The sequence below is a fragment of the Ruegeria sp. HKCCD6647-2 genome, from assembly GCF_057221075.1.
This window is the reverse complement of the sequence record NZ_JBWVBD010000003.1, coordinates 91,681-115,295: the sequence shown is the minus strand read 5'-3', so window position 1 is coordinate 115,295 and position 23,615 is coordinate 91,681. Positions and strand designations below refer to the sequence as shown.

Genomic DNA, 23,615 nt, shown 5'->3' with positions numbered 1-23,615 from the left:
AGGCTCGCAATGAAATCCCCGAAGACCTGAGGGCGTGTAGGTCACTGGTTGCCACCAAAGCGATCACTGGCGTCTCGCGCCACGCATCGTGGGTTTTGAGCAATAACAAAAACTGGGCTTGAGTCAGAAAATTCTCTATCGTTCAAAACCAACCATCGGTCGTGTGATCATTTGGCTCTTTGCCGCCGTCAACGGGTATAAGTTCTTGATGGATTATGACGAAACGAATTTTGGACCGCAGACCAATCCTGCAAATGAAGCCAAGGCTCTGAGGCAGAGACTGGCAAATGAAAAGGCGCGTTTTGCCGCCACATCCGAAATTCTCAAAGTCATTGGCCGCTCACTAAACGACGCTCAACCCGTTTTCGACACCATCGTCACCAGCGCAACCGAGCTTTGCGATGCTCGGTTTTGTATCCTGTGGCGTCACGCGAATGAGATGATCCACTATTGCGCGAGCCATGGTTTCACCCAGTCGTTCATGGAGGCCTATCTCGCCAATTTCCCCGCTGTTCCCGCAGAGAATTCGATCACCTTTCCGGCAATTCGCGACCGCCGCACCGTCCATCTGCTGAATGCTCAATCTCCGGAATATTCGGATTACAAGACGGCACAGCAGTTCGACTATAAAGAAATGGTGGCGGTTCCCGTTCACCGTGAAGAGGAAATATGGGGTGTTCTGGTTCTGGGCTGGCCGACGGGGAGCGGCCCCCAGCAGGCCGATTTCGAACTTCTGGAGACATTTGCGGACCAAGCCGGCATCGCGATTGAAAACGCACGACTGTTTGCTGACACGCAGGAAGCATTGCAACACCAGACAGCGACATCCGAAGTGCTTGGAGTTATCTCCCGCTCGCCCAACGAGTTAAAGCCGGTACTGGAAACAATCCTGGGGGTCGCTTCGCGCATTTGCCAGCCGCAGACCGCTTACGCCACGCTTTTGAATGCTGAAGACAACACGTTCCGTGTCGCGGCAACACACGGGATGACGACCGAGTTCCGCAAATTCCTTTCGGAAGTAGCTTTTGAAATCGATGCTGGAAGTTGCACCGGGCGAACGGCACTTCTGAAGAAAACGGTCTACATCAAAGACACCGAGCTGGACGCGGAATTTGAATGGAAAGACGCTGCAAAACAAGGGAATTTCCGCTCGGCGCTTGGGGTGCCTTTGCTGGACAAAAATGCTGTTGTGGGTGTCATAACACTCGGCCACGAGCGGCCTTCGGCCTTTTCTGACACTCAAATCGCGCTGCTGGAAACTTTTGCATCCCAAGCCGTGATTGCGATCAACAATACTCGCCTATTCGAGGAAGTGCAGGCGCGCACGGCAGAACTGACAGAAGCTCTGGAGTACCAGACCGCGACGTCGGATGTGCTGAGTGTGATTTCCCGTTCACCGAACGAAGTACAACCGGTTCTGGAGGAAATTCTGAAGGTTTCGGTCCGGATTTGCAGGCCCGAGGTCGCCTATGTTGCACTGCTCAACGAGCAGACCGGGATTTATGACGTTGTAGCCACACACAACGTTAACGACATGTTCGAAGAGATCCTGGCGCAACAGGTTTTCTCTCCGGGTCGCGAAACGGTAACCGGGCGCGTCGGGTTGACCGGCAAGACGACCTATATTCCCGACATTGAAGCGGACACCGATTACGGCTGGCATGAACAGGCCCGAAAGGGCGGGTTCCTTTCGGGTCTGGGTGTGCCTTTGAACAAGGCCGGAAAAACCATTGGGGTGATCACGCTTGCCCACGTCAAGAAAAACGCGTTCACCGCGAAGCAGATTGCCCTGTTCGAAACCTTTGCTGCGCAGGCGGTGATCGCGCTCAGCAACGCGCGCCTGTTTACCGAGTTGCAGGACCGTACGGCTGAGGTGACACAAGCGTTGGAGTATCAGACGGCCACGTCCGAAGTGCTGAGCGTCATCTCGCAATCGCCGAACGAGGTGCAACCGGTATTGCGAGCGATACTGGAAGTCGCAGAGCGATTGTGTGCCCCGCAATATGGCTACATTGCGCTGTTGGATCGCGATATCGGCGCCTACCGCGTTGTTGAATTTGTCGGCGTGGACAGCGAGTTTCGCACGTTCATGACCGACAATCCGGTGCGACCGGTCAGCGGCAGCAGCACAGGGCGCGCCGCACTTCTAAAGCAAACCGTTTACATAGAAGATACGGAAACTGACGAATCCTATACCTGGAAAGAGGCTTCGCGCCGCGGCGGTTTCCGCTCTTCTCTTGCTGTTCCGCTCATCAAGGATGACGAAGCTATTGGCGTCATAGCGTTGGCGGACGAAAAGGTGTCTGCGTTTTCGCCAAGGCAAATCTCGCTGCTGGAGACTTTTGCGTCCCAGGCCGTGATAGCGCTGAACAATGCACGCCTGTTCTCGGAATTGCAGACTTCGCTTGTGCGTCAGACAGCAAGCGCCGACATTTTGCGTGTGATCAGCGGCGCGCAGGAGGATGCAAAACCGGTGTTCGAGGCGATTGCCAGTGCCGGGCTGCAACTGCTCGATTGCGACGGTGCGGCAGTTCTGATCCGGGACGGCGAGTATTTTTCGCCCGCCGCGGGCATGACCATTGATGGTCCAATGGACAGTCTGAATGCCGAGCCGGTACGGATCGAGCCCGAGCTGAACTATCCGAGCCAGGTCTTTCGGACCGGCAAGCTGGTCCACATTTCGGATTTTTCCAAGGAGGAGCTGCCGTTACACGAAGCTGAAACCGTCAGGAAATTCGGTTTGACGGAATGCCTCTACCTGCCGCTGGTGCGGGACAAAGCCTGTGTGGGTGTTCTGATCTTTGCCCGGTCCACAGCCCGGCGCGCCTTTACCGCAGAGCAGATCGAATTAGCCGAAAGTTTTGCGGATCAGGCGGTGATTGCGATCCTGAACACGCGCTTGTTCAACGAGACAAAGGCGGCACTGGCAAGACAGACGGCAAGCGCCGATGTTTTACGGGTAATCAGTGAGTCCCCCACAGATACCAAACCGGTTTTCGACGAAATTGTCCGTCTGGCCACCTCACTTATTTCTTGCGACCTGGCTGTTGTCATGGAAAGCGATGGCAAACACTTCTGGCAGGAAGCTGTGGCAACGCCAGAAGGTGTGCAGGCTGACACAACCAAAACACATTATCCGGTTGATCCAACCAACAACCTGCCGTCTCGCTGCCTTGTCAGCAGGTCCCTGCTCCATGTTCCGGACTGGACAAAAGCCGAATTGCCTCAGCAGGATCGCGACATCCGCGACGCGCAAGACTTCAAATCCTCGTTGATGCTACCGTTGCTTCGCGGCGAAGAATGCATTGGCGGGTTGGCATTTGTTCGCAAGGTTCAGCGCGCCTTCACAGAGGACGAAATTGCCGTGGCAGAATCCTTTGCAGATCAAGCGGTTATTGCCATCGAAAATGTCCGTCTGTTTCAGGAAGCACAGGACGCGCGCGCCGCTGCGGAAAAGGCCAATGAAGCCAAAAGCGCGTTCCTGGCTACGATGAGCCACGAAATCCGCACCCCGATGAATGCCGTGATCGGAATGAGTGGCCTGTTGATGGATACCGATTTGAACTCTGAACAGGCAGACTATGCCCGCACAATTCGAGACAGCGGCGACGCACTCTTGGCGATCATCAACGAGATCCTCGACTTTTCCAAGATCGAAGCGGGTCAGATGGCTATCGAGGAGCATCCCTTCGATCTGCGTGAATGCATTGAATCCGCGCTGGAATTGATTGGCGGGCGCGCGGCGGAAAAACAGCTGGATGTGGCCTATATCTTGGACGACGACGTTCCACCCGCAATCAGCGCCGATCTGACCCGGTTGCGGCAGATCCTTCTGAATCTCTTGTCAAACGCGGTCAAGTTCACCGACAGAGGAGAGGTCGTGTTGACGGTTTCGGTTGGGTCAGCGTCCGACGGTGCAACCAACCTGCGATTTGAAGTGCGCGACACTGGTATTGGTCTGACGGATGAAGGCATGAGCCGCCTGTTTCAGTCATTCAGTCAGGCCGACTCCTCAACTACACGGAAATACGGTGGCACCGGGTTGGGGCTGGCGATTTCGAAACGGCTGGCCGAATTGATGGGTGGCACGATGTGGGCGACGAGCGATGGCGAAGGAAAAGGTTCGACATTCCACTTTTCGATCCGGACAAGGGCCGCCGATTTGCCCAAAAAAGTGGCTCGCAACCTTGTGGGTGAGCAATCCGAGTTGGCTGGCAAACGCCTTCTGATGGTGGATGACAATGAAACCAACCGGAAGATCCTGTCATTGCAGACCGAAAAATGGGGTACGCGGACAAGGGCGATTGCCTCTGCGCATGAGGTTCTGGACGTTTTGAAGTCAGATGCAGCGTTCGACCTTGCCATTATTGACATGCACATGCCCGAAATGGATGGGGTAATGCTGGCTCGGACTATCAGGGAAACCCATCCAAACATCCCGCTGGTCCTGTTCAGTAGCCTCGGTTTGCGCGATGTCGAAGCCGAAAGGGGATTGTTTGACGCCTACCTCGCCAAGCCGTTGCGTCAATCGAACCTGTTTGACACTTTGGTTTCGCTTCTCGCGCCAAATCCCAAACCCGACGTGAACGCAAAAGATACGGGCAAGTCGCAAACCGATCCCGAACTGGCCAAACGGCATCCATTGCGGATTTTGCTGGCTGAGGACAATCTGGTGAACCAGAAGCTGGCAATACGTTTGTTGGGACAAATGGGATATCGTGCCGATCTGGCCAGCAACGGAATCGAAGCGCTAGAAAGTGTGGCCCGACAGACCTACGATGTCGTGCTGATGGACGTTCAGATGCCTGAAATGGACGGTCTGGAAGCATCTCGGCAGATCAACAACAATCATCCCGATGGCGACCGGCCACAAATCGTGGCGATGACTGCCAACGCCATGCAGGGAGACCGCGAAATGTGCCTTGGTGCCGGCATGGACGATTACATCGCGAAACCTATCCGAGTTGAGGAATTGGTCGCAGCTTTGACAAGGGTCAAGCAGCGCGGCGGGGAGGCATCATGAGCGACAGTGCAATCGATCACCAGGTATTCGCCGAGTTGCAGGAAACGACAGGCCCCGAATTTACGGCCGATCTGGTAAACACGTTCCTTGATGAAGCACCCGGCATGATTGCGGATCTCAAAAAAGCGGCGGTGGCAATGGACGCTGATGCGTTCCGGCGCGCGGCGCATTCAATCAAGTCCAACGCCAACATCTTTGGCGCGGCCGGGCTGGCCAAACTGTCCCGCGAAATGGAATTATTGGACATTAGCAATTCGCATCCGCGTTTCACCGAGTTGGATGCGGAATATGCACGTACATCCACAGCCTTGCGGGACATTGTGGATGGCTGATCAACAGGGACATTTGCTGATCGTTGACGACAACAAGGTCAACCGGCTTCTGCTGGCCCGTAATGTCGAGTTGTTGGGTCATCGCGCCGACGTCGCGGAAAACGGACGCATTGCGATGCAAAAGCTGGCTGAGGACGACTTTGATCTGGTGTTGCTGGATATCGAAATGCCCGAAATGGATGGGTTCGAAGTGCTGGAGGCGATCAAGGGCACCTCAGATCTTCGCGATGTGCCGGTTATTGTCACCTCGTCTGTTGAGGGTCTGGACAACGTAGTGCGATGTATCGAACTGGGTGCCGAAGATTATCTGGCCAAACCGGTAAACAAGGTACTCCTGGGCGCGCGCTTGTCGTCAAGCCTTGAAAAAAAGCGCCTCCGGGACGAGCAAAAGCGTCTGTTGGAGAGATTTGCGACCAATGAGGTTGCACAGGATTTGCAGGAATCCGGTTTTGCGATCGGTGGTCGGCGGGTGTCAGCGTCGGTGCTGTTCTGCGACATCTGCGATTTCACCGCATTGTCCGAAGACCTGCCACCTGAGGCGACGATCGAACTCCTGAACACCTACTATGCCCTGATGTTCGAAGCCGTTTCCAGCAACGGCGGAATTGTCAGCCTGATGATCGGTGACGGTTTGATGGCACTATTCGGTGCGCCACAGTCGCTGGAAAATTCAGCGCAAAGCGCGGTTTCCGCTGCTCAAGAGATGTTGAGCATGATCAATGTGCTAAATGCGGATCGGGCAGTTGAGGGCACGCCCGAGCTTCGGCTGGGCATTGGCATCGCCACCGGCGATGTTGTTGCAGGCTATGCCGGCACGGACGAACGGGCGACCTACACATGCATCGGCAACACTGTGAACCTGGCTGCTCGGCTGGAGGCCCATACCCGCGAAGCGGATCAAAGCATTCTTTTTGATGAACGGACGATGGCTTGTCTGAACAATTCTGCGAACGTCCAAAGGATCCGGAAAGTTGAATTCAAAGGGTTTTCCGGTCCACAAGACATTTTCACGCTATGACCTGTTTTGGTGACCGGTTGCCAATTCATCGCGCTAATTCGAAGGAAGAACACCTAACATTCAGCGCAAGATATTTGCCCGCAGTTGCCCCAGAACGAAGTTCGGATAATAGTTACCGGACGCGCAGAGCCAAACAGGTGATCTGGTTGCGAATGAAAGAGGGATATCATTGAAAGTAGCGGTTGTTACCGGCGCTGCGGGCGGAATGGGACGCGTCATCTGCACCAAACTCGTTGCCAATGGCATGCATGTGTTTGGTTTCGATATCAGCGCTGACGGCCTGAAAAAGGTGTCCGAAGAATTGGATGCGGGTTTCTCACCAGTATGCGTTGACCTGACGCAATCCGATCGCGTGGCGGCGGCGTTTCAAGGTATCAAAGCCGGGCACGGCCGCCTGAACGCACTGGTGAACAATGCGGGCACGTGCTTCATGTCGGAATTTCCGGACATCCCGAGCGACGAGTTCGACAAACAGATGTCAATCAATTTTTCTTCGGCCTTTCATTGCTGTCAGCAGGCCATACCGTTGATGCTGGGGCAAGAAGGGGTAAAGAAGATCGTCAATATCTCTTCAAACGGCGCTTACAATTTCGACGTGTTTGATCCACCGCACTACCGGGCATCGAAGGCGGCGATGGATACGTTGACTAAGGACCTCGCGCGCCGCTATGCCCGAGAAAAAATCTGCGTGAACTCAATTGCGCCCGCCATGACCGAGACACCATTGTTCGGAGTTCTGACGGAGGACGTATTGCAAAACGCGATCAGCGCGATGCCGCACGGACAGGCAATGCAGCCCGAACAGGTTGCAGATTGGGTCGGCTTTCTGATTTCGCCGGCGGGTGACATCTGCAGCGGGAACGTCATCATTCTCAATCAGGGGCGTGACGTGCGTTAGCGCCTTGATGAAGCGCCTGCCACTCAAAAAGGTCATTTGTACACGTCTGGGGCTTTCCGAAGGTTCGGCCATTGTTCCGGGCAATGGCCGTAAATTATGAATGCGTCCTTCTCAGCGGCCAGATTCATCAATCGGTTTGCGCTGGCGATCGCCATAGTTTCGTCCCAGGATCCTGCAAACTTTTCCTCGATCTCTGCCGGTCGGGAAATGGCGTCGCTGGTCAGCAGGACCGGGCCCGACGGCAGCTCGACCAACAACGCTATCTGACCCGGTGCGTGCCCCGGTGCCTCCAGGACTGTCAGCCCTGGCCCAACCGCTACATCGCCTTCAACTTCAAGATAATTGCGATCCGGCCAGTCCAGCGGTTGCATTCCGCCCCAATACAATGGTCGGGGCAACGCGCGTTCTTTGGCCGAAATCAGTATTGGCGTTTTGGGAAAGGCATGCAGGCCGCCAACATGGTCAATATGTGTATGAGTGCAGATGTACAGAGTTACCGCTTCGGGAGCCAACCCAAGCTTTGCAAGCTGTGCCTTTGGAAGATTATCCGGCGTACATACAAGAACTTCTCCAAACTCAAACAACCGGTCCTCCTGAGATGCAGTATCCGTATCGGTTGCGTATTTTTCAGGGAAACCGGAGTCGACAAGGATCGTCTCGTCGGCGTCTGTCCGGATCGCAAACCCGCTGATCCCGATAACACGACCATTTGAGTGAACTTTGAACAGCCCGTAATCCAACACAGCCAGATTCACGGGCCGCCCTTTGACAAATCCTTCGGCTTGCACACACTTTCCTCCTGTATCCGACAAGAATTTTGGGGCTGAGCATGAAAGTCAAGGTACACACGTTGTTTCAGTATCTGCTCGACACGACCGAAGCCGAGCCGGAAGCTTTCATTGGGTTTTCGCTCTCCGAGCCACCTCGATTGGGCGATTTTCTGGATGCTCTTGATCCCGATTTACCCCTGGACTGGAACCAGAAAAGCTTTCGGGGTCTGCCTGCCTTGCGCGAACATGTGTTGGACCACGCTGGTTTGACTGATCAGTGCCACCCGGGCGACGTTTTGATCACGGCGGGGACGGCCGAGGCGAATTACCTTGCCTTCATGCAACTGGTGCAACCCGGCGACGAAGTCGTGACGGATCGACCGGGATGGCCACAGGCCGGGGTTCTGGCCGAGTCAGTCGGAGCCAGATTGAAACTGGTAGACCGGGACGAAACGTCCGGCTGGATTTTACCGCTGGACGCGGTGGAAGCGGCGGTAACCGATCACACACGGATGATTTTTCTGACCAACCCGAACAATCCCACCGGCCGACTAATGACACGGCAGGAATTGGACCGTCTGGTACAGATTGCAGACCGCGTCGGTGCTTGGCTTTTGGTCGATGAGGTCTATGCCGGCCTGGAATGGCAAGGTCAGCGGGCACCGTCGATTGCCGGTATGTATGATCGCGGCATAACCACCGGAAGTGTGTCCAAGGCACTTGGAATGCAGGGGTTGCGCACCGGGTGGATGGTTTGCCGTGACCCGAGTTTGATTTGGGACGCAATTATCCTGCGTGAAAACTCGAGTGAGATCATGAACATTCTTGGCGAGGTGCTAGCGGAAATCGCCCTGCGGCCGGAACGTTACGAAGCAACACTTCAATCCGCTCGTGCTGCCGGGCGCAAGACGCTGAAAAAGCTGGACAAGTTTGTTTCCGGTCAACCACGTTTGAGCTGGGTAAAACCTCAGGCCGGTTTGATCGGGCTGGCCAGATTGGAGGGGATTGACGGGGATACATTTGCAAAACGCCTGTTGGCCGATCCGTACCGCACCTTTCTTCTACCAGGGTCATCATACGATATGCCCAACCATATTCGGCTGGGTGTTGGAGGTGGCACTGCCGCCAATCTGGAATTGGGATTGAAGCGGATGTCCCTACTCTTGTCGGAACTGGATTAACAAGCGTTACAGCCACTTTCAGTTACGTTCGGCCAAAGTGCAACTTTCGCATACCAAAGCGATGCACGGTTCGAGCGAAGGATCCAATTTTTTGTAATCGGCCGCTGAATCAGGTTGCAGACCTACTGCACTAACCCGCTTTCCCGGTCAGGAAATATACGTTTGTAGTTCCAATTCCCTTGATCTCGACCTGCCCCCTCAGTTCAAATGTAAACTTATCTGCAAGTGCGCGACGTGTTGCGTCACTGACCTGTATCCGCCCGGGCAATCCGTGCGCCTCTAACCGGGAAGCAAGATTCACAGTGTCCCCCCAAACGTCGTAGAAGAACTTGCGTGTCCCAATAACGCCGGCGACCGCAGGACCTGTGTGAATACCGATCCGGACGGTTACATCATCGCCAATTTCCTTGCCGAACTCGTCCAATGTCTCAAGCATCCTCAGCGCCATTTCCGCAACGTCTGAATCGTGACTATTGCTGGGTTCGGGCAACCCGCCGGCAACCATGTAAGCGTCGCCCACTGTCTTGATCTTTTCCAACCCGAACTCATCCGCCAGCTTGTCGAACCTGGAGAAGACCGCATTGAGAAAGGTGACTGTCTGCGTTGCGGACATCTTTGAAGCGCGCGGCGTGAAGCCAACGATATCCGCAAATAGGACAGTGACTTGAAGCAGGTCATCCGCAATAATTTGGTCCGGTTCCTGCTTTAGCCGCTCTGCAATGGAACGTGGCAGGATGTTTTCCAGCAGCCGCTCGGCGCGCGCGTGCTCATGTTCAATCTGTTCTTTCTGTACGAGGATCAGCGCATTGGCATTCTGGAGCTGTTTGTAGCCGGAATAAGTGAGAAAATAGATGAAGAAAACGCCGATGGCCATTGCAAGACCTTCACCCACTTCGACCGGTCGACGGTAAGCAGAATCGAAAAGCGAACCCGATGGGTTTGTTGCGGTCTGATGCGCGGCCGATGAAACCTCGGGAAGTGCAAGCTCGATGAATGGCAGAAAAAGCATGACACCAAGTGAAACTGCAAACCAGATCTTCGAGCGTTCCGGTCCAAGGACAACGACAGCAGCCGCAGGAATTACGATAAACGGAAGAATGTCGCCTTCGCGGTTTCCATTCAACAAGGTGAAACCGAATTGGATGACCATGAGCAAAGGGCAGAAAAAGTAGAAAAGCGTCTTAACGTCACGACTGACATGCAAAATCACAAGTGCGGTAACCTCGGTGATCAGCGCCGCAACGTCAAAGGCCCGCAGGAGTACCGACCGGTTCGGTTCGAACAGGAAGAACGACAAAGACATTGCCATTGTAATGAAAATGATAATGGCCAGAACAGACTTCAGTCGCCGCGTGGCGAGATCGTCTTCAGGCCTGTGGCCGATGCGGATGAAGTCCATGGTCATCGTATCTATTCGTTTTCTCAAAACGACGTGTGAAATCGTATGGGGACGTTGACCTTGGGTCAAACTCGTCAGGTGCTGGGACATCACTGACACTGATGTTGCACATGATCCTGAAGCAAACGCTGAGAAGCAGCATTAATTGGTACTCTGGGTCCGATCAGGACCTCGTGGTCCATTTGCCACATTGGCTTCGACACTCCGGCGTTTCTTGCTTGTGGTTTCGGATGGACCTGACATAGGAACCTGCGACTCAAAAACAGCAAATGTGGAATCTTCAATGCCCTCCAAGAAACGCCTGACCTTTTCTTTCTTCGCCTCGCTCTTTTGTGCCTGCATCATGCTGTTCGAAGACATAGGCGAAGCCATGGGCGTGGCCTGGATTGACGAATGGGATGATATTCATGTCTGGGAAGTTCTGATCATGCTCTCCCTGTTCGGTGCAATCATGGTGCTTGGCATCGAAGTTCTCAAAATGCAGCGCTATCAGGAGACACTTGAGGATAAGGTGGCCAGAGCCTCCAGCGCCTTTGAAGATCTGTTGAGCGCATATTTCGAGAAATGGTCGTTCTCGGAGGCCGAGCGTGAAATCACCCGCCTGCTAATCAAAGGATGCTCGATCGCTGAAATGGCGGAAATTCGTGACGCCAAGGAAGGCACCATCAAGGCGCAAACAAATTCAATCTACAGAAAATCCGGATACGCAGGCAAAACCCAACTTCTCAGCGCCCTTTTGGAGGACCTGACTGACGGTGGATCGGTGGCTTGATATCAACCGTTTTGGAAGGGGCGCGTCATCTGGAAAGAGTGCCCCTGCCATCAATTGCCGCGTGAAGTCTCATAGTAGGATAAACCTCGGTTCATATTGCATAAACTAAAGTTTTAAACCGCCGAATTGGCCACATTTCCGCCCCCATCGCACATTTAACGCCGATCTTGAGTGTGCAAACACATTGCGCATTGAGCGGGTGACGCCGGGGAAACAACCTTCGAACCCGGGGACCGGAAATTTAGCCAGATGGGGCAGAGTTACATGCAGATCGAGCAAAGAGTTCGTGCTTTCGGGCGCGGGGGGCGTTTGACCAAGTGGAAGGGTAGAGTAGCAAGTATCGCCCCTTCTGTGTTTCTGTGTTCCGCCTCGGTTCTGGCAGTATCAGCGGGATCTGGATTTGGTGAGGTTGTGAATGGGCCGCGAACCACACCTCTGGTCAGTAACGTCGACGAAGACCACACCGTCACGGCCACCGGATCGATTGACATAGTCCGGTTGCCCGGGCCAGCTCTGGTGCAGATCAACGTTGCTGATTATTCCAGTACGCTGACAAACGCCGGACGACTGACTGCCCCCGAAGCGAACGTCCGAACGCGAGCGGCGATTGACATCAACGGCGGTTTGTCCGGCACCGTCCTGAATTCCGGCACAATCTCAATGGGCGCAGCACTTGGTGACAGCGCAGTAATTCACGGCATTGATATTTCGGGCAGCACGACGGGATCGATACAGAACACCGGCGTCATCGACATCGCGAACTCAGCCCTGACCTTCGCAACGTCGGTGGGAATCCTGGCCAATCAGGTCGGTGGTACGCTGTCAAACACCGGCACGATCCGGTTGCGGGGCAGTAACTCCAGCCGGGCTGAAGCAAATGGGCTGCAAGTAGGGACGGTAAACGGGGCCGTTCGCAACAGTGGCGCCATAAGCATTGATATCTCCAGCACGGGTTCCGGCAGTCAGGCAACTGCGGATGGCATTTTCATTAGCACAATCAACGGGACCGTCGAAAATTCCGGCCCTATTGACGTTTCAGTGGCAGGGCAACTCAACGGCGGTGCGGATGGGATCGGCATCGGCGATCTGCTGGGCGATCTGAACAACACCGGCACCATCAATGTAGTGGCAAATGCAAGAAACAACGCGAACGGTGACGCAATCGAGATCGCGAATGTTTCGGGCCGGCTGCAAAACAGCGGTGCCCTGTCTGTTGCGATGACGGCGAGCAATGCGGGCTCGGCAAGCTTGGATGTCATCGAAGTTTCCAACCTGAGTGGAACGCTGATCAATACGGGTGCGGTAAACGGCCGGGCGTTGGGCGGCAGCGCCTCTGCCGACGGTTTTGATATCCCGACAGTGGCGGCCAGTGCCCGTTTCGACAATTCCGGCGCAGTGAATGTTCAGGCACTGGCGACCGTTATGGCAGCCAATGCCGATGGGTTGGACTTCGGCGATATCGTCGGCAGCGCATCGAACACTGGGGTGGTAAATGTTATTGCTGCGGGTATCACCTCTGCAACGGCCCGCGGCGCTAGAGGAAGCAACATTTCCGGTGCCTTGTACAACAGCGGGAGGATTTTCGCGGATGCGCGGGCGGGAAATGGCTCGGCCACGGCATTTGGCTTGGAAGTTGGAGAAATTCGCAGCCAGTTGACCAATGACGGGCATGTGGTGGTTGCCGCGACCGGAACAAACGGTGGGACCGCAACCGGGATTTCGGCCAGCATGGTGCAGGGTACCCTGAGGAGCAACGGCGACATCCTTTCAACTGGCCAGGGCAACAGTGCCAATGCGATGGGGATAAAGACCGGGAATGTGGACGGGACCGTGATCAACACCGGCGAGATTACGTTGAATGCAGCCGCGTCAACCTTTTCTGCCCTGGCCGCGGGTATCGACCTCGGACGGCTGAACGGGACGGTCTCGAATTCGGGCAACATTTCGGTTCAGGCAGACGCCGCCAATCACGCGTCGGCCTATGGTATCGACCTGAGCGAGATCGGCGGCACGCTGAACAACTCGGGCACGATTTCGGTTAATGTTGTCGACGGGTCCAGTGTAGAGGCCATCGGCATCCGGTCCTCGACCGTGAGGGGCGCATTGGCGAACAGCGGCAGCATCACGGTTGTGTCTCAGGGCTCGAATGTTTCAGCCGAGGGGATCCGCACAAGCGGCATCACCGCCGGTGGGTCCGTGACCAACACCGGCACCGTATCTGTTCTGGCCAACGCGCAGGGGTCGCAGGCAGACGCCAGCGGGTTACAGATCGGCGGCTTGATGTCCGGCACTTTGACCAACAGCGGCAACCTGACGGTTCAGGCCATTTCCGACGTATCCACCGCCAGCGCGTATGGCATCTTTACCTCGAATATTGATGGTCAGTTTAACAACAGCGGTTCAATTGACGCGATGGCGCAGGGTAACACCGCCGAAGCCGTGGGTATTCGCAGCAGAAACATCGACGGCACGTTCAGCAATAGCGGAGCCATTACCGCCCGTGCACAGGGCAGATCCTCGGCCTATGCGCGAGGTATCGAAACGGGTGAAATCCAAGGTTCCTTCGTCAACACCGGCACCATAACCGTTGCAGCGTCCGGAGCAACAAGCGCCGGAGCGGTTGGCATCACATCCAACAGTTTCAGAGGTATCAGCGGGACATTTGAAAACTCGGGAAACATCATTGCCACGGCTGCGGCAGCGAATGGTTCAAGCATCAGTGCTACGGGTATCATTGCGCGGACCGTAGAACAAACCGGAACCTACGCGAATTCGGGCAGCATCTCGATTGCCGCGACAGGCGACAATGTTTCTTATGCGTATGCGCAGGGCATCCAAGCCTCAAGGATCGGCGGGCGCATGTCCAACACCGGCGATATCTCGGTATTGGTCGAAAACACCCAAGGGTCTTCCGCCTACGCTGCCGGGATGTTTGCTGGCGGAGTTTTGGACACGGCTCACATTTCCAATTCCGGGTCCGTGCAGGTGACGGTCAACAGCGGGAATGTGGCGACTGCAGCCGCAATTGGATTGGGGTTCGGCATTATCGGCGGCACCGTTGAAAACTCCGGGTCGATTTCCGTCGCGGCCCATGGTGACACAATGGTTCGTGCCCATGGTCTGACCAGCGGCGCCCTGGGCACCAACGGCGTTCTGAACCACAGTGGCTCGATCTCGGTATCTGCCACCGGGAGCTCGGATGCAGAGGCATATGGTCTGTATCTGCAGACGGCGCAGGGTGTGGTTAACGTGACCGGCGACATTGACGTCCGGTCATCCGGCAAGAGTTTCGCAGTTTTCCTCGGTGACGGTGGCGGCACACTCAATATCGAAACCAGTGCCGACATCGATGGAACCCTTCGGGTCAGCGATCACAACGTAAATCTCAAGAATGTCGGTGGCAAAGTTGTTTATCGCTTTCAGGACGATGACACCTCTGCCGGTGTGTTCTCCACATCGGTATCCTCAGCCACTCAGGGCTGGTTCGTTACTGACGAAGGGGGCTCGGCACCCATCTATGCCTCGGTCGATGCTGCCGAAATGGAACCGAACACAAACCAGGCTTTCGAGATTGCAGGCCTGACATATGATTTGGCGCGCCAGCTGGATAGCGCCGACAGCGGTACTGTCAGCCGGGATCGCCTTGTGCTCAGCACCCGTGGGAGTGGGGCCATCGAAGGGTTTCGACCGTATTTCCTTGTCAGCGGCAGCCAAAGCGATGGCACTGCAAGCGGCAGTTCTTCGGCGCTTTCGTCGAATATGTGGAGCGCCAGCGCAGGCCTGACCCGCGACCTGGGAACCGGGCTGCGATACGGATTTGGTGCCAGCTATCTTGAGAGTGACGGAACCTTCGGTTCCGCTTCCTTCGATACGTCAGGGGTGTTTGTCAGCGGCATTGTTGCTCAGGATTTCGGGTTTGCCGATCTGAGTTTCGGCCTGGGCTACGGCAATCTGGATCACAACGAAACCCGCGCCAGCGGAAACACCAGTTCGGTGGCTGACTACTCAAGCGACATGATCACTGCCCTTTTGGCGGCAGAGCGGGAATTCGCCATGGAGAACGGCGCAATCCTGACGCCCCGCGCCAGTTTTCTGTACGGCAGACAGAACCTGGACGGCTACACCGAGACTGGTAGCAGCGCCAATGCGACAGTGGGCGAAAGGGACGTCACGTTCAACGAGACCCGGATTGGCGGCGTCTACTCGACGCCCGTGGGGGGAGGAAGCCTCTCTGCCTCACTGGCAGCGGTTCACCGCGACGCAGACACGCCGTCGGTCATTGATGTTGCCATCTTTGGCAACACGCTGACATTGGCTTCGGGCGGCAGCGGAACCGACACATTCGGCGAAGTGGGGTTGAGTTATGAGAAAGCGTTTGATCACGGCGGCACCCTTCGCGTTGAGGCAAAATCAACCGTCGCGGCCGACGTGTCGACGCAAGCATTGTGGGCCTCCTACGAGTGGAGGTTCTGATCGCTGATCTCTGAAAGCTTCGACTGTAAAAAATCAATCAAAATGGTCGATCCATGGATCGGCCATTTTTGTTATCACAATGCCACCATCCTTCTGAACCAAGGGGATAGTCGCAAAACTGGTTTCGCGTTGCGTTGGGGGATCCGGTGTAGCGCGTCTGCATTCCGTCACGGACCAGTCGCACCAAGCCTGCGGCAAACATCAAGCACCACCGCCTCAGATACTCATTGGCCAATTGGAAGGACAGACGATCCATAGCATCGCGTCATGACACATGCGGAGAACTGTCCCTGCCAGTCATTTGCGTTGCCCCTGCGGCCGTTCCCTGGCCGCCTGAGAGTGTCCTCACCCTCATTCAGATAGCCAACCGGCCCGTAGCCCTGACAACCGGCCCTTGAAAGAAATAGCGCCGCCCCAAAGGGCGGCGCTTGCTGAGTTTTTCAGTGAGTGGTTTACTCAGCGGCTTGTGTCTCGGTCACCCGATGCTTGTCGCGCAGGCTGTCCCGGTACAGGGCCTTGGTCAGAGACACCACCATAAGTCCCATGACCATGGTAAAGGGCAAGGCGCCGATGATCATTGCATTGCGCAGTGCATCCAGTGGATTGCTCTCGCCCGCTGCAAGGATCAACGCACCGATCACGGCGGTCAGGATGACACCCCAGATGATGCGGTGCTTGACACCAGTTTCCTGGCTGCCACCGGACATGATGGTGTTCATCACGAGGATACCCGAGTCCGCCGAGGTGACGAGGAAGGTCATGATCAACACTACGCACATCACGTTCAGCATCGCCAGCAGACCACCATCGATCATGTAGGACAGCGTCACGAACAGCTTGTTGGTGTTCGATGCACCGATGATCGCACCACCGGCCTCGCCGGCCAGTTCCAGATCAATCGCGGTGCCGCCCAGAACCGTCATCCACGCGAAGCAGACCAGCGCCGGTGCGAACACGCAGCCCAGGATGAACTCGCGCACCGTGCGGCCTTTGGAAATGCGGGCCAGGAACAGGCCAACAAACGGCGAGAACGCGATCCACCAAGCCCAGTAGAACGTGGTCCAGCCCGACTGCCAGCCGAACTGACGACCCTGTTCACCTGCGGCATACGCGGCGGCCAGCGTTTCTTCGCCCAGTTCGGCGGCTGCGCCCTCGAGACCGCTCTTGAACCCGTCGAAGCTACCCCATGCGTTGGTTGCACCGCCCACAAGGTCACCTGCCAGCGGCTTGGCCGCTTCCGGCAGTGCTGCTGCAAATTCTTCGACCGACAGCGGGCCATAAGCGTTAAAGCTGAGCGAGATGAAGTGCAGGATGTAGTCGACCATCGCCGTGCCGTAGGTCGTCATGGCGAAGACGAATGAGCCGAACACAATGAAAGTTCCCAACAGAATGATCGACAGCACAAGGTTCAGGTTCGACAGGTATTTGACGCCGCGCCCAACACCCGAAACCGCCGAAATGATCGACAGTGCCATGATTACGACCAGACCGGTTATCAGGCCCACTTTGCTAGGGGTCGGCACCTCGCCGCCCAGGTCCATGACCCAACCCATGCCGGTGATCGCGTAAACACCGTCGATAAACTGGCTGACGCCGTAACCGATCGTGACCGAAACACCAAGGATCGTTGCAACCACGCCCAGCACGTCGACGACGTGCCCCAGGAACCCGTTCATCAGCTTACCGAACAAGGGCGTCAGTGCCGACCGGATCGTCAGAGGCATGCCCCGTGTGTAGGCGTAATAGGCCAGGCTCAGCCCTGTCACAACGTAGATAGCCCAGGCGTGGAAGCCGTAGTGCAGATAGGTATAGCGATAGGCCGACTGCAGCGCCTCGGGCTCGTTACCTGCGACGGAACCGGACACCACTTCTGGGTTCGATCCCCAAAGGCCCAGCGGTTCAGCCGTGGCAAAGACCATAAGCCCGACACCCAGACCGGCGCCGAACATCATCGAAAACCACGAAAAGTTCGAAAACTCGGGTTTTTCACCGGGCGTACCCATGATCCGCTTCCCGGTTGCCGGGATTAAGGCAACAACCGCCAGGAAGAAGAAGAACAGCCCGACAATGATGATGTAGAAGCTGTTGAAGCTTTCCAGAAGCCTGCCATTCCAGCTGCCCAAAGTGCTGTTGGCATTGGCCGGGAAGACCAATGCCCACAACACCAGCGCAACCATGATGCCCTTACTGATAAGCGCAATCGGGACACTGTAGTTCTCATAGAATCCGGCATCAGCCGTTTCTATCTCTAGCTCTGTGAACGGATCTTTTATCGACATTAGGTTCCTCCCTGTAAGTCGTTCTTGGTAAATTCCAAACGCAGTCCTTTGCCGCGTTCGGTGGTTTTGTCTTCCTTTTTGCTTTCTGGCCTACAACGCCAGAACCAATCGATCAGAGGTTGCGCGAGATACGCAGGTACACATGAAACTGTTGGACGCTTGTTCTTCAGGCGTAAGAATCCCGTCGCGGTGGTCCACTTCTCCTTCGACAACGTCGACGATGCAGGACCCGCACAGCCCTTCCGAACAGCCGATGTCAACATGAACGCCATTGGCCCTGAGCACGTCCAGAACGGATAACTCGGCCGGAACAGAAAATATGGCCCCGGTGGATTGCACCTCGACTTCGAAACTGTCGTTTGGCGCGTGCTCGATGTCCGATACGGCTGCGAACCGCTCGAAGTGAATCGAGCCACCGCGCAGGGTGCGGCCCGCTTCAAGGACAGCATTCAACAGAGGTTCGGGACCGCAGGTGTAAACGTCGCTGCCCATCGGCATCGACTGCATGACGGTATTCAGGTCGAATTGGCCATCCGTGTCGTCACAGTGCAGGTGATACCATTCATTCAGGCCGAGGTTGCGAAATTGAGCATCCATCGCGGCATAGTCTTTGGAGCGGACCAGATAATACACCCGAAAGTCCTGGCCGGTGTTCAGCAGCTGCCGCGCCATCGCGACCAGGGGCGTCGCGCCAATCCCGCCGGCGATCAGGGTGACATGGCGGTCGTGGGTTTCCAGTCTGAAGTGGTTGCGCGGCCCGCCAATGTCGACGACCGCTCCTTCCCTAAGCGCATGCATCGCGATCGAGCCACCGCGGCCTTCATCTTCACGTTTCACCGCGACGTTCAGAATGCGTCCGTCCTGGCTCCAGTCCCAGATCGAGTACTGACGGACCAACTCGTCACTTAGATGAACATCCACATGCGCGCCTGGTTCCAGACCCGTAAAGCGATCCTCTTCGATCTCGAAACAGAAATCGCTTGTATCGGGGCTGAGCGCAGTTTTTCGGATCAGACGGGCGGGCTTTATATCCATCAAATTTCCTCTTTGCTTTCCCACGCGGCCAGCTTCAGACGCGCCCGTACCCCAAGCCCCAGAAGCGGATCAGGTGGATTGAGTGATGGTGTATTGGAGACCGCATACATCTGTGTCAGCAGATCGCTTTTGCGACCCGAGGCCGCTTCGGCCAACAGCCGGCCCGAAATGCTGCCGCGCGCGACGCCGACGCCATTGTGGCAGGATGAATTCCAGACGTTTTCGGCAACTTCACCAAAAAAGCTGACATGGTTGCGCGACAGGCCGCACACGCCGCCCCAGCTGCTGGCGAACGGGACCTTGTCCAGCATGGGGTAGCGTTTCACAAAGGCCTCGCGATGTTTTTGGCGCATTCGATCCAGGCTGGTATCGGCGACCCCATAGTGGCCGGCATAGTCGTATTGATTTCTTACCAGCAACCGCCTGTCGCGGGTCATGCGCAAAGTGGTGCCACCTGGGTCCGCCGGTGTCAGACCCCAATCCAGCTGACCGCCATAGGCCTTTAACTCTGCGTCACCGAGGGGGCGGGTCATGGACGCAAAAGTAATAACCGGGACGACCCGGTTTCTCAGAACACCGAACTCGGACGTGAATGCATTGGTGCAAAGAAGTGTGGATGCCGTCGCAATTTCAACCTGTGTTCCCTGGCAACGCAATGTCAGGCCGAACCCGCGCCCTTCGCGTTCGAACCGAATGACGGGACAGCCGTCCATGAGCGTCACGTTTTCAGGCAGAGATTTCGCCAGGCCACGCGTCAGACGCACGGGATTCATCAAAACACAACCGGGCGTGTGAATCGCCCCCGCATAATAGTCAGTGCCCGTTATTTCCGCGACATCGTTCCGGTCCAGCAGAGAATACGGTTCACCGATATTGTCGAGCGCCTCGGCGAAGGCGCGCATCTTGCCTGTGCCGCGTTTCTGAACCGCACCCTGCAACTTGCCAACCTGCGACCAGTCACACTGAATTTCGAACTGATCGACAAGGTGCCGCAGATCCTCAATTGCCTGCGTGTTCAACCTGAGTATTGACGCCAGCCGGCTCGAATCCGCACTGTCCAGATCGAATTTGTGAGGTAAATCAATGATAAAGCCCGAGTTTCGCCCGGATGCCCCCCAACCAACAGGCTTTGCATCAATGAGGGCGACCCGGTCACTCGGGTTCAGTTCGGCCAGCCGACGCGCAGCAGCCAGGCCGGTAAAGCCGGCGCCAACAACGGTCCAGTCAAACCAGTTCAGCCGATCATGTTGCCGCACATTGCCAATGACATTCAATTCGCCGGGTTCGACCCACCCAGACGGCGTGTCATTCGGCGGAAGCCGATCGATGGCGCCGAAAGTATGAGGCATTTTCACCCTCCTGGTCTTGGCGCCGCACCTGATAGGAAAGGCTACTGGTCTTCAATGTCAAAAAAACTCATACTTGCGTGAAACGACCTAAACCGTAGCCATAATCGAAGCCTCCCCACCATGTCCCGACGCCATTACAATCTGCCGCCGCTGACGACTTTGTCTGCATTTGAAGCCGCGGCACGCCATCTGAGTTTCAAGAACGCAGCCATTGAACTGTCTGTAACACCCGGTGCCGTCAGCCATCAGATCAAAGCCTTGGAAGGCGACCTGGAGACGCCGTTGTTTCAACGAAAGCATCGCGGCGTTAATCTGACCGAGGAGGGGCAGGCTCTATACGAATCGCTGGCAACTTCGTTCGCGCGCATCTCGAAAACGCTTGAAACGATCCGCGATCGTACATCCGGCGAAAAAGTAACCGTTGGGTCCACCACAGCCGTCGCCGCGCTTTGGCTGTCCCCTGCCATAATCCGCTTCTGGCGAGAAATGCCCGACGTGAACGTCAATCAGTTGTCGCAGGACCGTCCATTCAAAGACAGGCCCGATATCGACTTTTTCATTCGCTATGGTCGCGACGGAGATTCCACGCTGACTCATACACCGATCTATCGCGACTACCTGGTCCCGGTTGCAAGTCCGGAATTGGCGGAAAAGCTGGACGGAGCAGGGTTGGAGGATCTTGCGAAACAGCGGCTCATCCATCTGGAAACAGACGACAGAACCTGGACCACTTGGGCCGATTGGTTTCAGCAGTTTGGCTATCGCGGCACAATCCCGGTTGAAAACCGCGTCAACAGTTATTCGGTGGCGTTGCAGCTTGCGCAAAAAGGCGCGGGGCTTGCGCTTGGCTGGCAAAGATTGATCCGACCGATGCTGGAAACGGGAAAACTCGTTCCCGTCGGGCAGCACCAGCTGAGCGCTCCCAATCAGTTTTATCTGGTTGGTCGCCCCGACGAAGAGCTGTCAGAAAGTGCCCGTGCCCTGAAAAAATGGATCCTTGATGAGGCCCACGCTGCGTCGGTTTAGATCAGGTCACCCGGCGATTAGCTTTTCTGATATTGAGGCCTGCCCGTTCCTTCCGCCAATAGGGGCAAAACGCGCATGATTCAATTTCAGGAGATATTGATGAACAAGCATAGCCCGCTTTCGTCCGTCCTGACCGATGTCAACACCGCGAACGGTCTGCCGAACGAACACTATGTTGATCCGGCAGTCTTCGCCGAAGAAAAGCAGTCGGTCCTGTATGCAAACTGGTCCGGGATCGGCTTTGGCAAGGATGTCCCCGAGACCGGCGATGCCAAACCCGTAGATTTCCTGGGCATGCCCCTGCTGATCGTCCGCGACCGCGACGGTTCGATCGGTGTGTTCCAGAACACCTGCCGTCACCGCGGGATGATCCTGGTCGACAAGCCGCAGAAAATCCGCGGTGCTATCCGGTGCCCCTACCACAGCTGGTGCTACGGGCTGAACGGCGAACTGCGCACCACGCCCCATGTCGGCGGCCCCGGTCAGAACACCCATGAAGACGTCAAGCTGGACGAACTGGGCCTGATCCGTATCCGCTCATATGTCTGGCGCGATGTGATCTTTGTGAATGTGGATGCCAACGCCCCGGCGTTCGAGGAGGTTCATGGCGCGCTGATGGCGCGGTGGAAAGAATTCGAACAGCCGATCTTTCACGGTGGAGAGTCGTCGAGCTTTAAGCTGGAGGTCAAAACCAACTGGAAACTGGCGGTCGAAAACTACTGCGAAAGCTATCACCTGCCCTGGGTTCACCCCGGCCTGAACAGCTATTCTCGTCTGGAAGATCACTACAACATCGAAAAGCGCGATCACTATTCCGGTCAGGGTACATTGGTCTATCGCCAACTGACCGATCAGGACGGCGCAACGTTGCCAGATTTCGAAGGCCTGAGCGACAAATGGGATGAAGGCGCGGAATATGTCGCGTTGTATCCAAACGTACTGTTGGGTGTTCAGCGCGATCACAGCTTTGCCATCGTGCTGGAACCTGTCGATCAGGAGAACACGATCGAACATATCGAGCTGTACTACGCGAAAAGCGAACGCGAAACGCCCGAGCATGACGGGCTGCGCGCCTCGAACGCCCAGCTTTGGAAAACCGTGTTCGAGGAAGACGTGTTCGTGGTCGAAGGCATGCAGAAAGGCCGCCATGGCGCGCTGTTCGACGGCGGCCGGTTCTCGCCAGCGATGGACGGCCCTACCCACAACTTCCACCACTGGGTCGCAAGCCAGATCGAAAAGGGCAGAACTGCCTAATCGATTTCGTCAGGGACGGGCTGGCCAGAAGCATTCTGGCCAGTGGCGTTTCTGTGACAACCCGCATTTCGATTTCTGCGAAAGGCTAGTCATGGACCATGAGGCTCTGGACCGCAATCTGCTGGCCGCCCATGAAAAATACGATCATGCGGCGCTGGTTCACCTGTATACGGTTGCTGCCGATGAACGGGAACTTGCGCAGGACGTTGACGCGGCCTGCTTTTACCTGACGCATGCTTTTGTCTATGCGCTGGAATCCGGCGCACCGGAAGCGGACGACCTGAACCGGCGGCTTGCCGAGCGCGGCCGGGCGCATCGATTGGAGTTTTGAGCATTGACCGCAAAACTGATCCGAGGCTCTGACATTGAATTGACGTATCGTGGCGGACCGCCCGGTATCGGACGGGTTGGTCGCGCGATTTCTTCGGACCTGAGCCCAACAATGGCGGCAGGATTTGCTGAATTTGACGAATGCGCGATCGCATGGACCGTCCACTATGACGAAATCGTCTACGTTATCGAAGGAGAGTTTCGTCTGACGACGGACGATGGAACGATTGATGCGTGCGCCGGTGACGTTGTCTGGATTCCAAAGGGCACGAAGCTGACCTATGGCGGTAAACGCGCCCGGATTTTCTATGCGGTGCAACCGGGCAACTGGCGTGAAACCGTGGAGACACAGCATCGCCAGAACGGTTGATGGCAGTGGGTACGATGGAAATCAGCCAAGAAAGCAGAGGCTGATCTGTGTCACATACCGTTCCGAAAAACCGATATGCCTGGCGCTGCGGCTCCATTTTGACCGG

General features: G+C 56.1%; 16 protein-coding genes. 11 read left to right on the top strand and 5 right to left on the bottom strand.

Annotation, left to right across the window (positions count from 1 at the left end):
- The first annotated feature begins 118 nt into the window (after nt 1–118).
- The 4 genes from AC2TDJ_RS09660 (at nt 119) to AC2TDJ_RS09645 (ending at nt 7,271) form a co-directional block, all read left to right on the top strand.
- A complete protein-coding gene (locus AC2TDJ_RS09660) occupies nt 119–5,023 on the top strand; it encodes a GAF domain-containing protein (RefSeq protein ID WP_480841624.1) in 4,905 nt (1,634 codons plus the stop codon).
- Nucleotides 5,020–5,355, top strand: a complete 336-nt coding sequence (locus AC2TDJ_RS09655; RefSeq protein WP_480841622.1) for an Hpt domain-containing protein — start codon at nt 5,020–5,022, stop codon at nt 5,353–5,355. The genes AC2TDJ_RS09660 and AC2TDJ_RS09655 overlap by 4 nt, the downstream gene beginning before the upstream one ends.
- Entirely contained in the window at nt 5,348–6,373 is a 1,026-nt protein-coding gene (locus AC2TDJ_RS09650; RefSeq protein ID WP_480841620.1) for an adenylate/guanylate cyclase domain-containing protein, read from the top strand. Before AC2TDJ_RS09655 ends, AC2TDJ_RS09650 begins: the two co-directional genes overlap by 8 nt.
- A 169-nt stretch (nt 6,374–6,542) precedes the next feature.
- On the top strand, nt 6,543–7,271 hold the full coding sequence (locus AC2TDJ_RS09645; RefSeq protein ID WP_480841618.1) for an SDR family NAD(P)-dependent oxidoreductase: 729 nt from the start codon (nt 6,543–6,545) through the stop codon (nt 7,269–7,271).
- 32 nt (nt 7,272–7,303) lie between these two features.
- Here the strand turns inward: AC2TDJ_RS09645 and AC2TDJ_RS09640 are convergent, their stop codons facing one another.
- Entirely contained in the window at nt 7,304–8,059 is a 756-nt protein-coding gene (locus AC2TDJ_RS09640) for an N-acyl homoserine lactonase family protein (protein WP_480841616.1), read from the bottom strand.
- 41 nt (nt 8,060–8,100) lie between these two features.
- Here AC2TDJ_RS09640 and AC2TDJ_RS09635 point away from each other — a divergent pair, with 41 nt between their 5' ends.
- The gene (locus tag AC2TDJ_RS09635) at nt 8,101–9,222 is read left to right on the top strand and encodes an aminotransferase class I/II-fold pyridoxal phosphate-dependent enzyme (protein ID WP_480841614.1); all 1,122 of its coding nucleotides are present in this window, start codon (nt 8,101–8,103) and stop codon (nt 9,220–9,222) included.
- Between the two features lie 130 nt (nt 9,223–9,352).
- Here AC2TDJ_RS09635 and AC2TDJ_RS09630 read toward each other — a convergent pair whose 3' ends face one another.
- Nucleotides 9,353–10,627, bottom strand: coding sequence for an adenylate/guanylate cyclase domain-containing protein (locus tag AC2TDJ_RS09630; protein ID WP_480841612.1), 1,275 nt, complete (start codon nt 10,625–10,627; stop codon nt 9,353–9,355).
- Nucleotides 10,628–10,904: 277 nt separating this feature from the next.
- Here AC2TDJ_RS09630 and AC2TDJ_RS09625 point away from each other — a divergent pair, with 277 nt between their 5' ends.
- Both AC2TDJ_RS09625 and AC2TDJ_RS09620 read left to right on the top strand, forming a co-directional pair.
- Complete coding sequence (locus AC2TDJ_RS09625) at nt 10,905–11,393, top strand: helix-turn-helix transcriptional regulator (protein WP_480841610.1); 489 nt, start codon at nt 10,905–10,907, stop codon at nt 11,391–11,393.
- Nucleotides 11,394–11,642: 249 nt separating this feature from the next.
- Nucleotides 11,643–15,866: a beta strand repeat-containing protein gene (locus tag AC2TDJ_RS09620; protein WP_480841608.1), complete on the top strand. Its 4,224-nt coding sequence runs from the start codon at nt 11,643–11,645 to the stop codon at nt 15,864–15,866.
- Between the two features lie 452 nt (nt 15,867–16,318).
- On the opposite strand, the gene AC2TDJ_RS09615 is transcribed toward AC2TDJ_RS09620, so the two are convergent.
- The 3 genes from AC2TDJ_RS09615 to AC2TDJ_RS09605 form a co-directional block, all read right to left on the bottom strand.
- Nucleotides 16,319–18,145, bottom strand: a complete 1,827-nt coding sequence (locus AC2TDJ_RS09615) for a BCCT family transporter (protein ID WP_480841606.1) — start codon at nt 18,143–18,145, stop codon at nt 16,319–16,321.
- Nucleotides 18,146–18,235: 90 nt separating this feature from the next.
- Nucleotides 18,236–19,180: a PDR/VanB family oxidoreductase gene (locus AC2TDJ_RS09610; RefSeq protein WP_480841604.1), complete on the bottom strand. Its 945-nt coding sequence runs from the start codon at nt 19,178–19,180 to the stop codon at nt 18,236–18,238.
- Complete coding sequence (locus AC2TDJ_RS09605; protein WP_480841603.1) at nt 19,180–20,529, bottom strand: NAD(P)/FAD-dependent oxidoreductase; 1,350 nt, start codon at nt 20,527–20,529, stop codon at nt 19,180–19,182. Before AC2TDJ_RS09605 ends, AC2TDJ_RS09610 begins: the two co-directional genes overlap by 1 nt.
- Before the next feature lie 120 nt (nt 20,530–20,649).
- Here AC2TDJ_RS09605 and AC2TDJ_RS09600 point away from each other — a divergent pair, with 120 nt between their 5' ends.
- The 4 genes from AC2TDJ_RS09600 (at nt 20,650) to AC2TDJ_RS09585 (ending at nt 23,509) form a co-directional block, all read left to right on the top strand.
- Nucleotides 20,650–21,555: a LysR substrate-binding domain-containing protein gene (locus AC2TDJ_RS09600; RefSeq protein WP_480841601.1), complete on the top strand. Its 906-nt coding sequence runs from the start codon at nt 20,650–20,652 to the stop codon at nt 21,553–21,555.
- A 99-nt stretch (nt 21,556–21,654) separates the two neighbouring features.
- Complete coding sequence (locus AC2TDJ_RS09595) at nt 21,655–22,809, top strand: aromatic ring-hydroxylating oxygenase subunit alpha (RefSeq protein ID WP_480841599.1); 1,155 nt, start codon at nt 21,655–21,657, stop codon at nt 22,807–22,809.
- 91 nt (nt 22,810–22,900) lie between these two features.
- Complete coding sequence (locus tag AC2TDJ_RS09590; protein WP_480841597.1) at nt 22,901–23,140, top strand: hypothetical protein; 240 nt, start codon at nt 22,901–22,903, stop codon at nt 23,138–23,140.
- 3 nt (nt 23,141–23,143) lie between these two features.
- A complete protein-coding gene (locus AC2TDJ_RS09585) occupies nt 23,144–23,509 on the top strand; it encodes a cupin domain-containing protein (RefSeq protein WP_480841595.1) in 366 nt (121 codons plus the stop codon).
- Nucleotides 23,510–23,615: the final 106 nt, after the last annotated feature.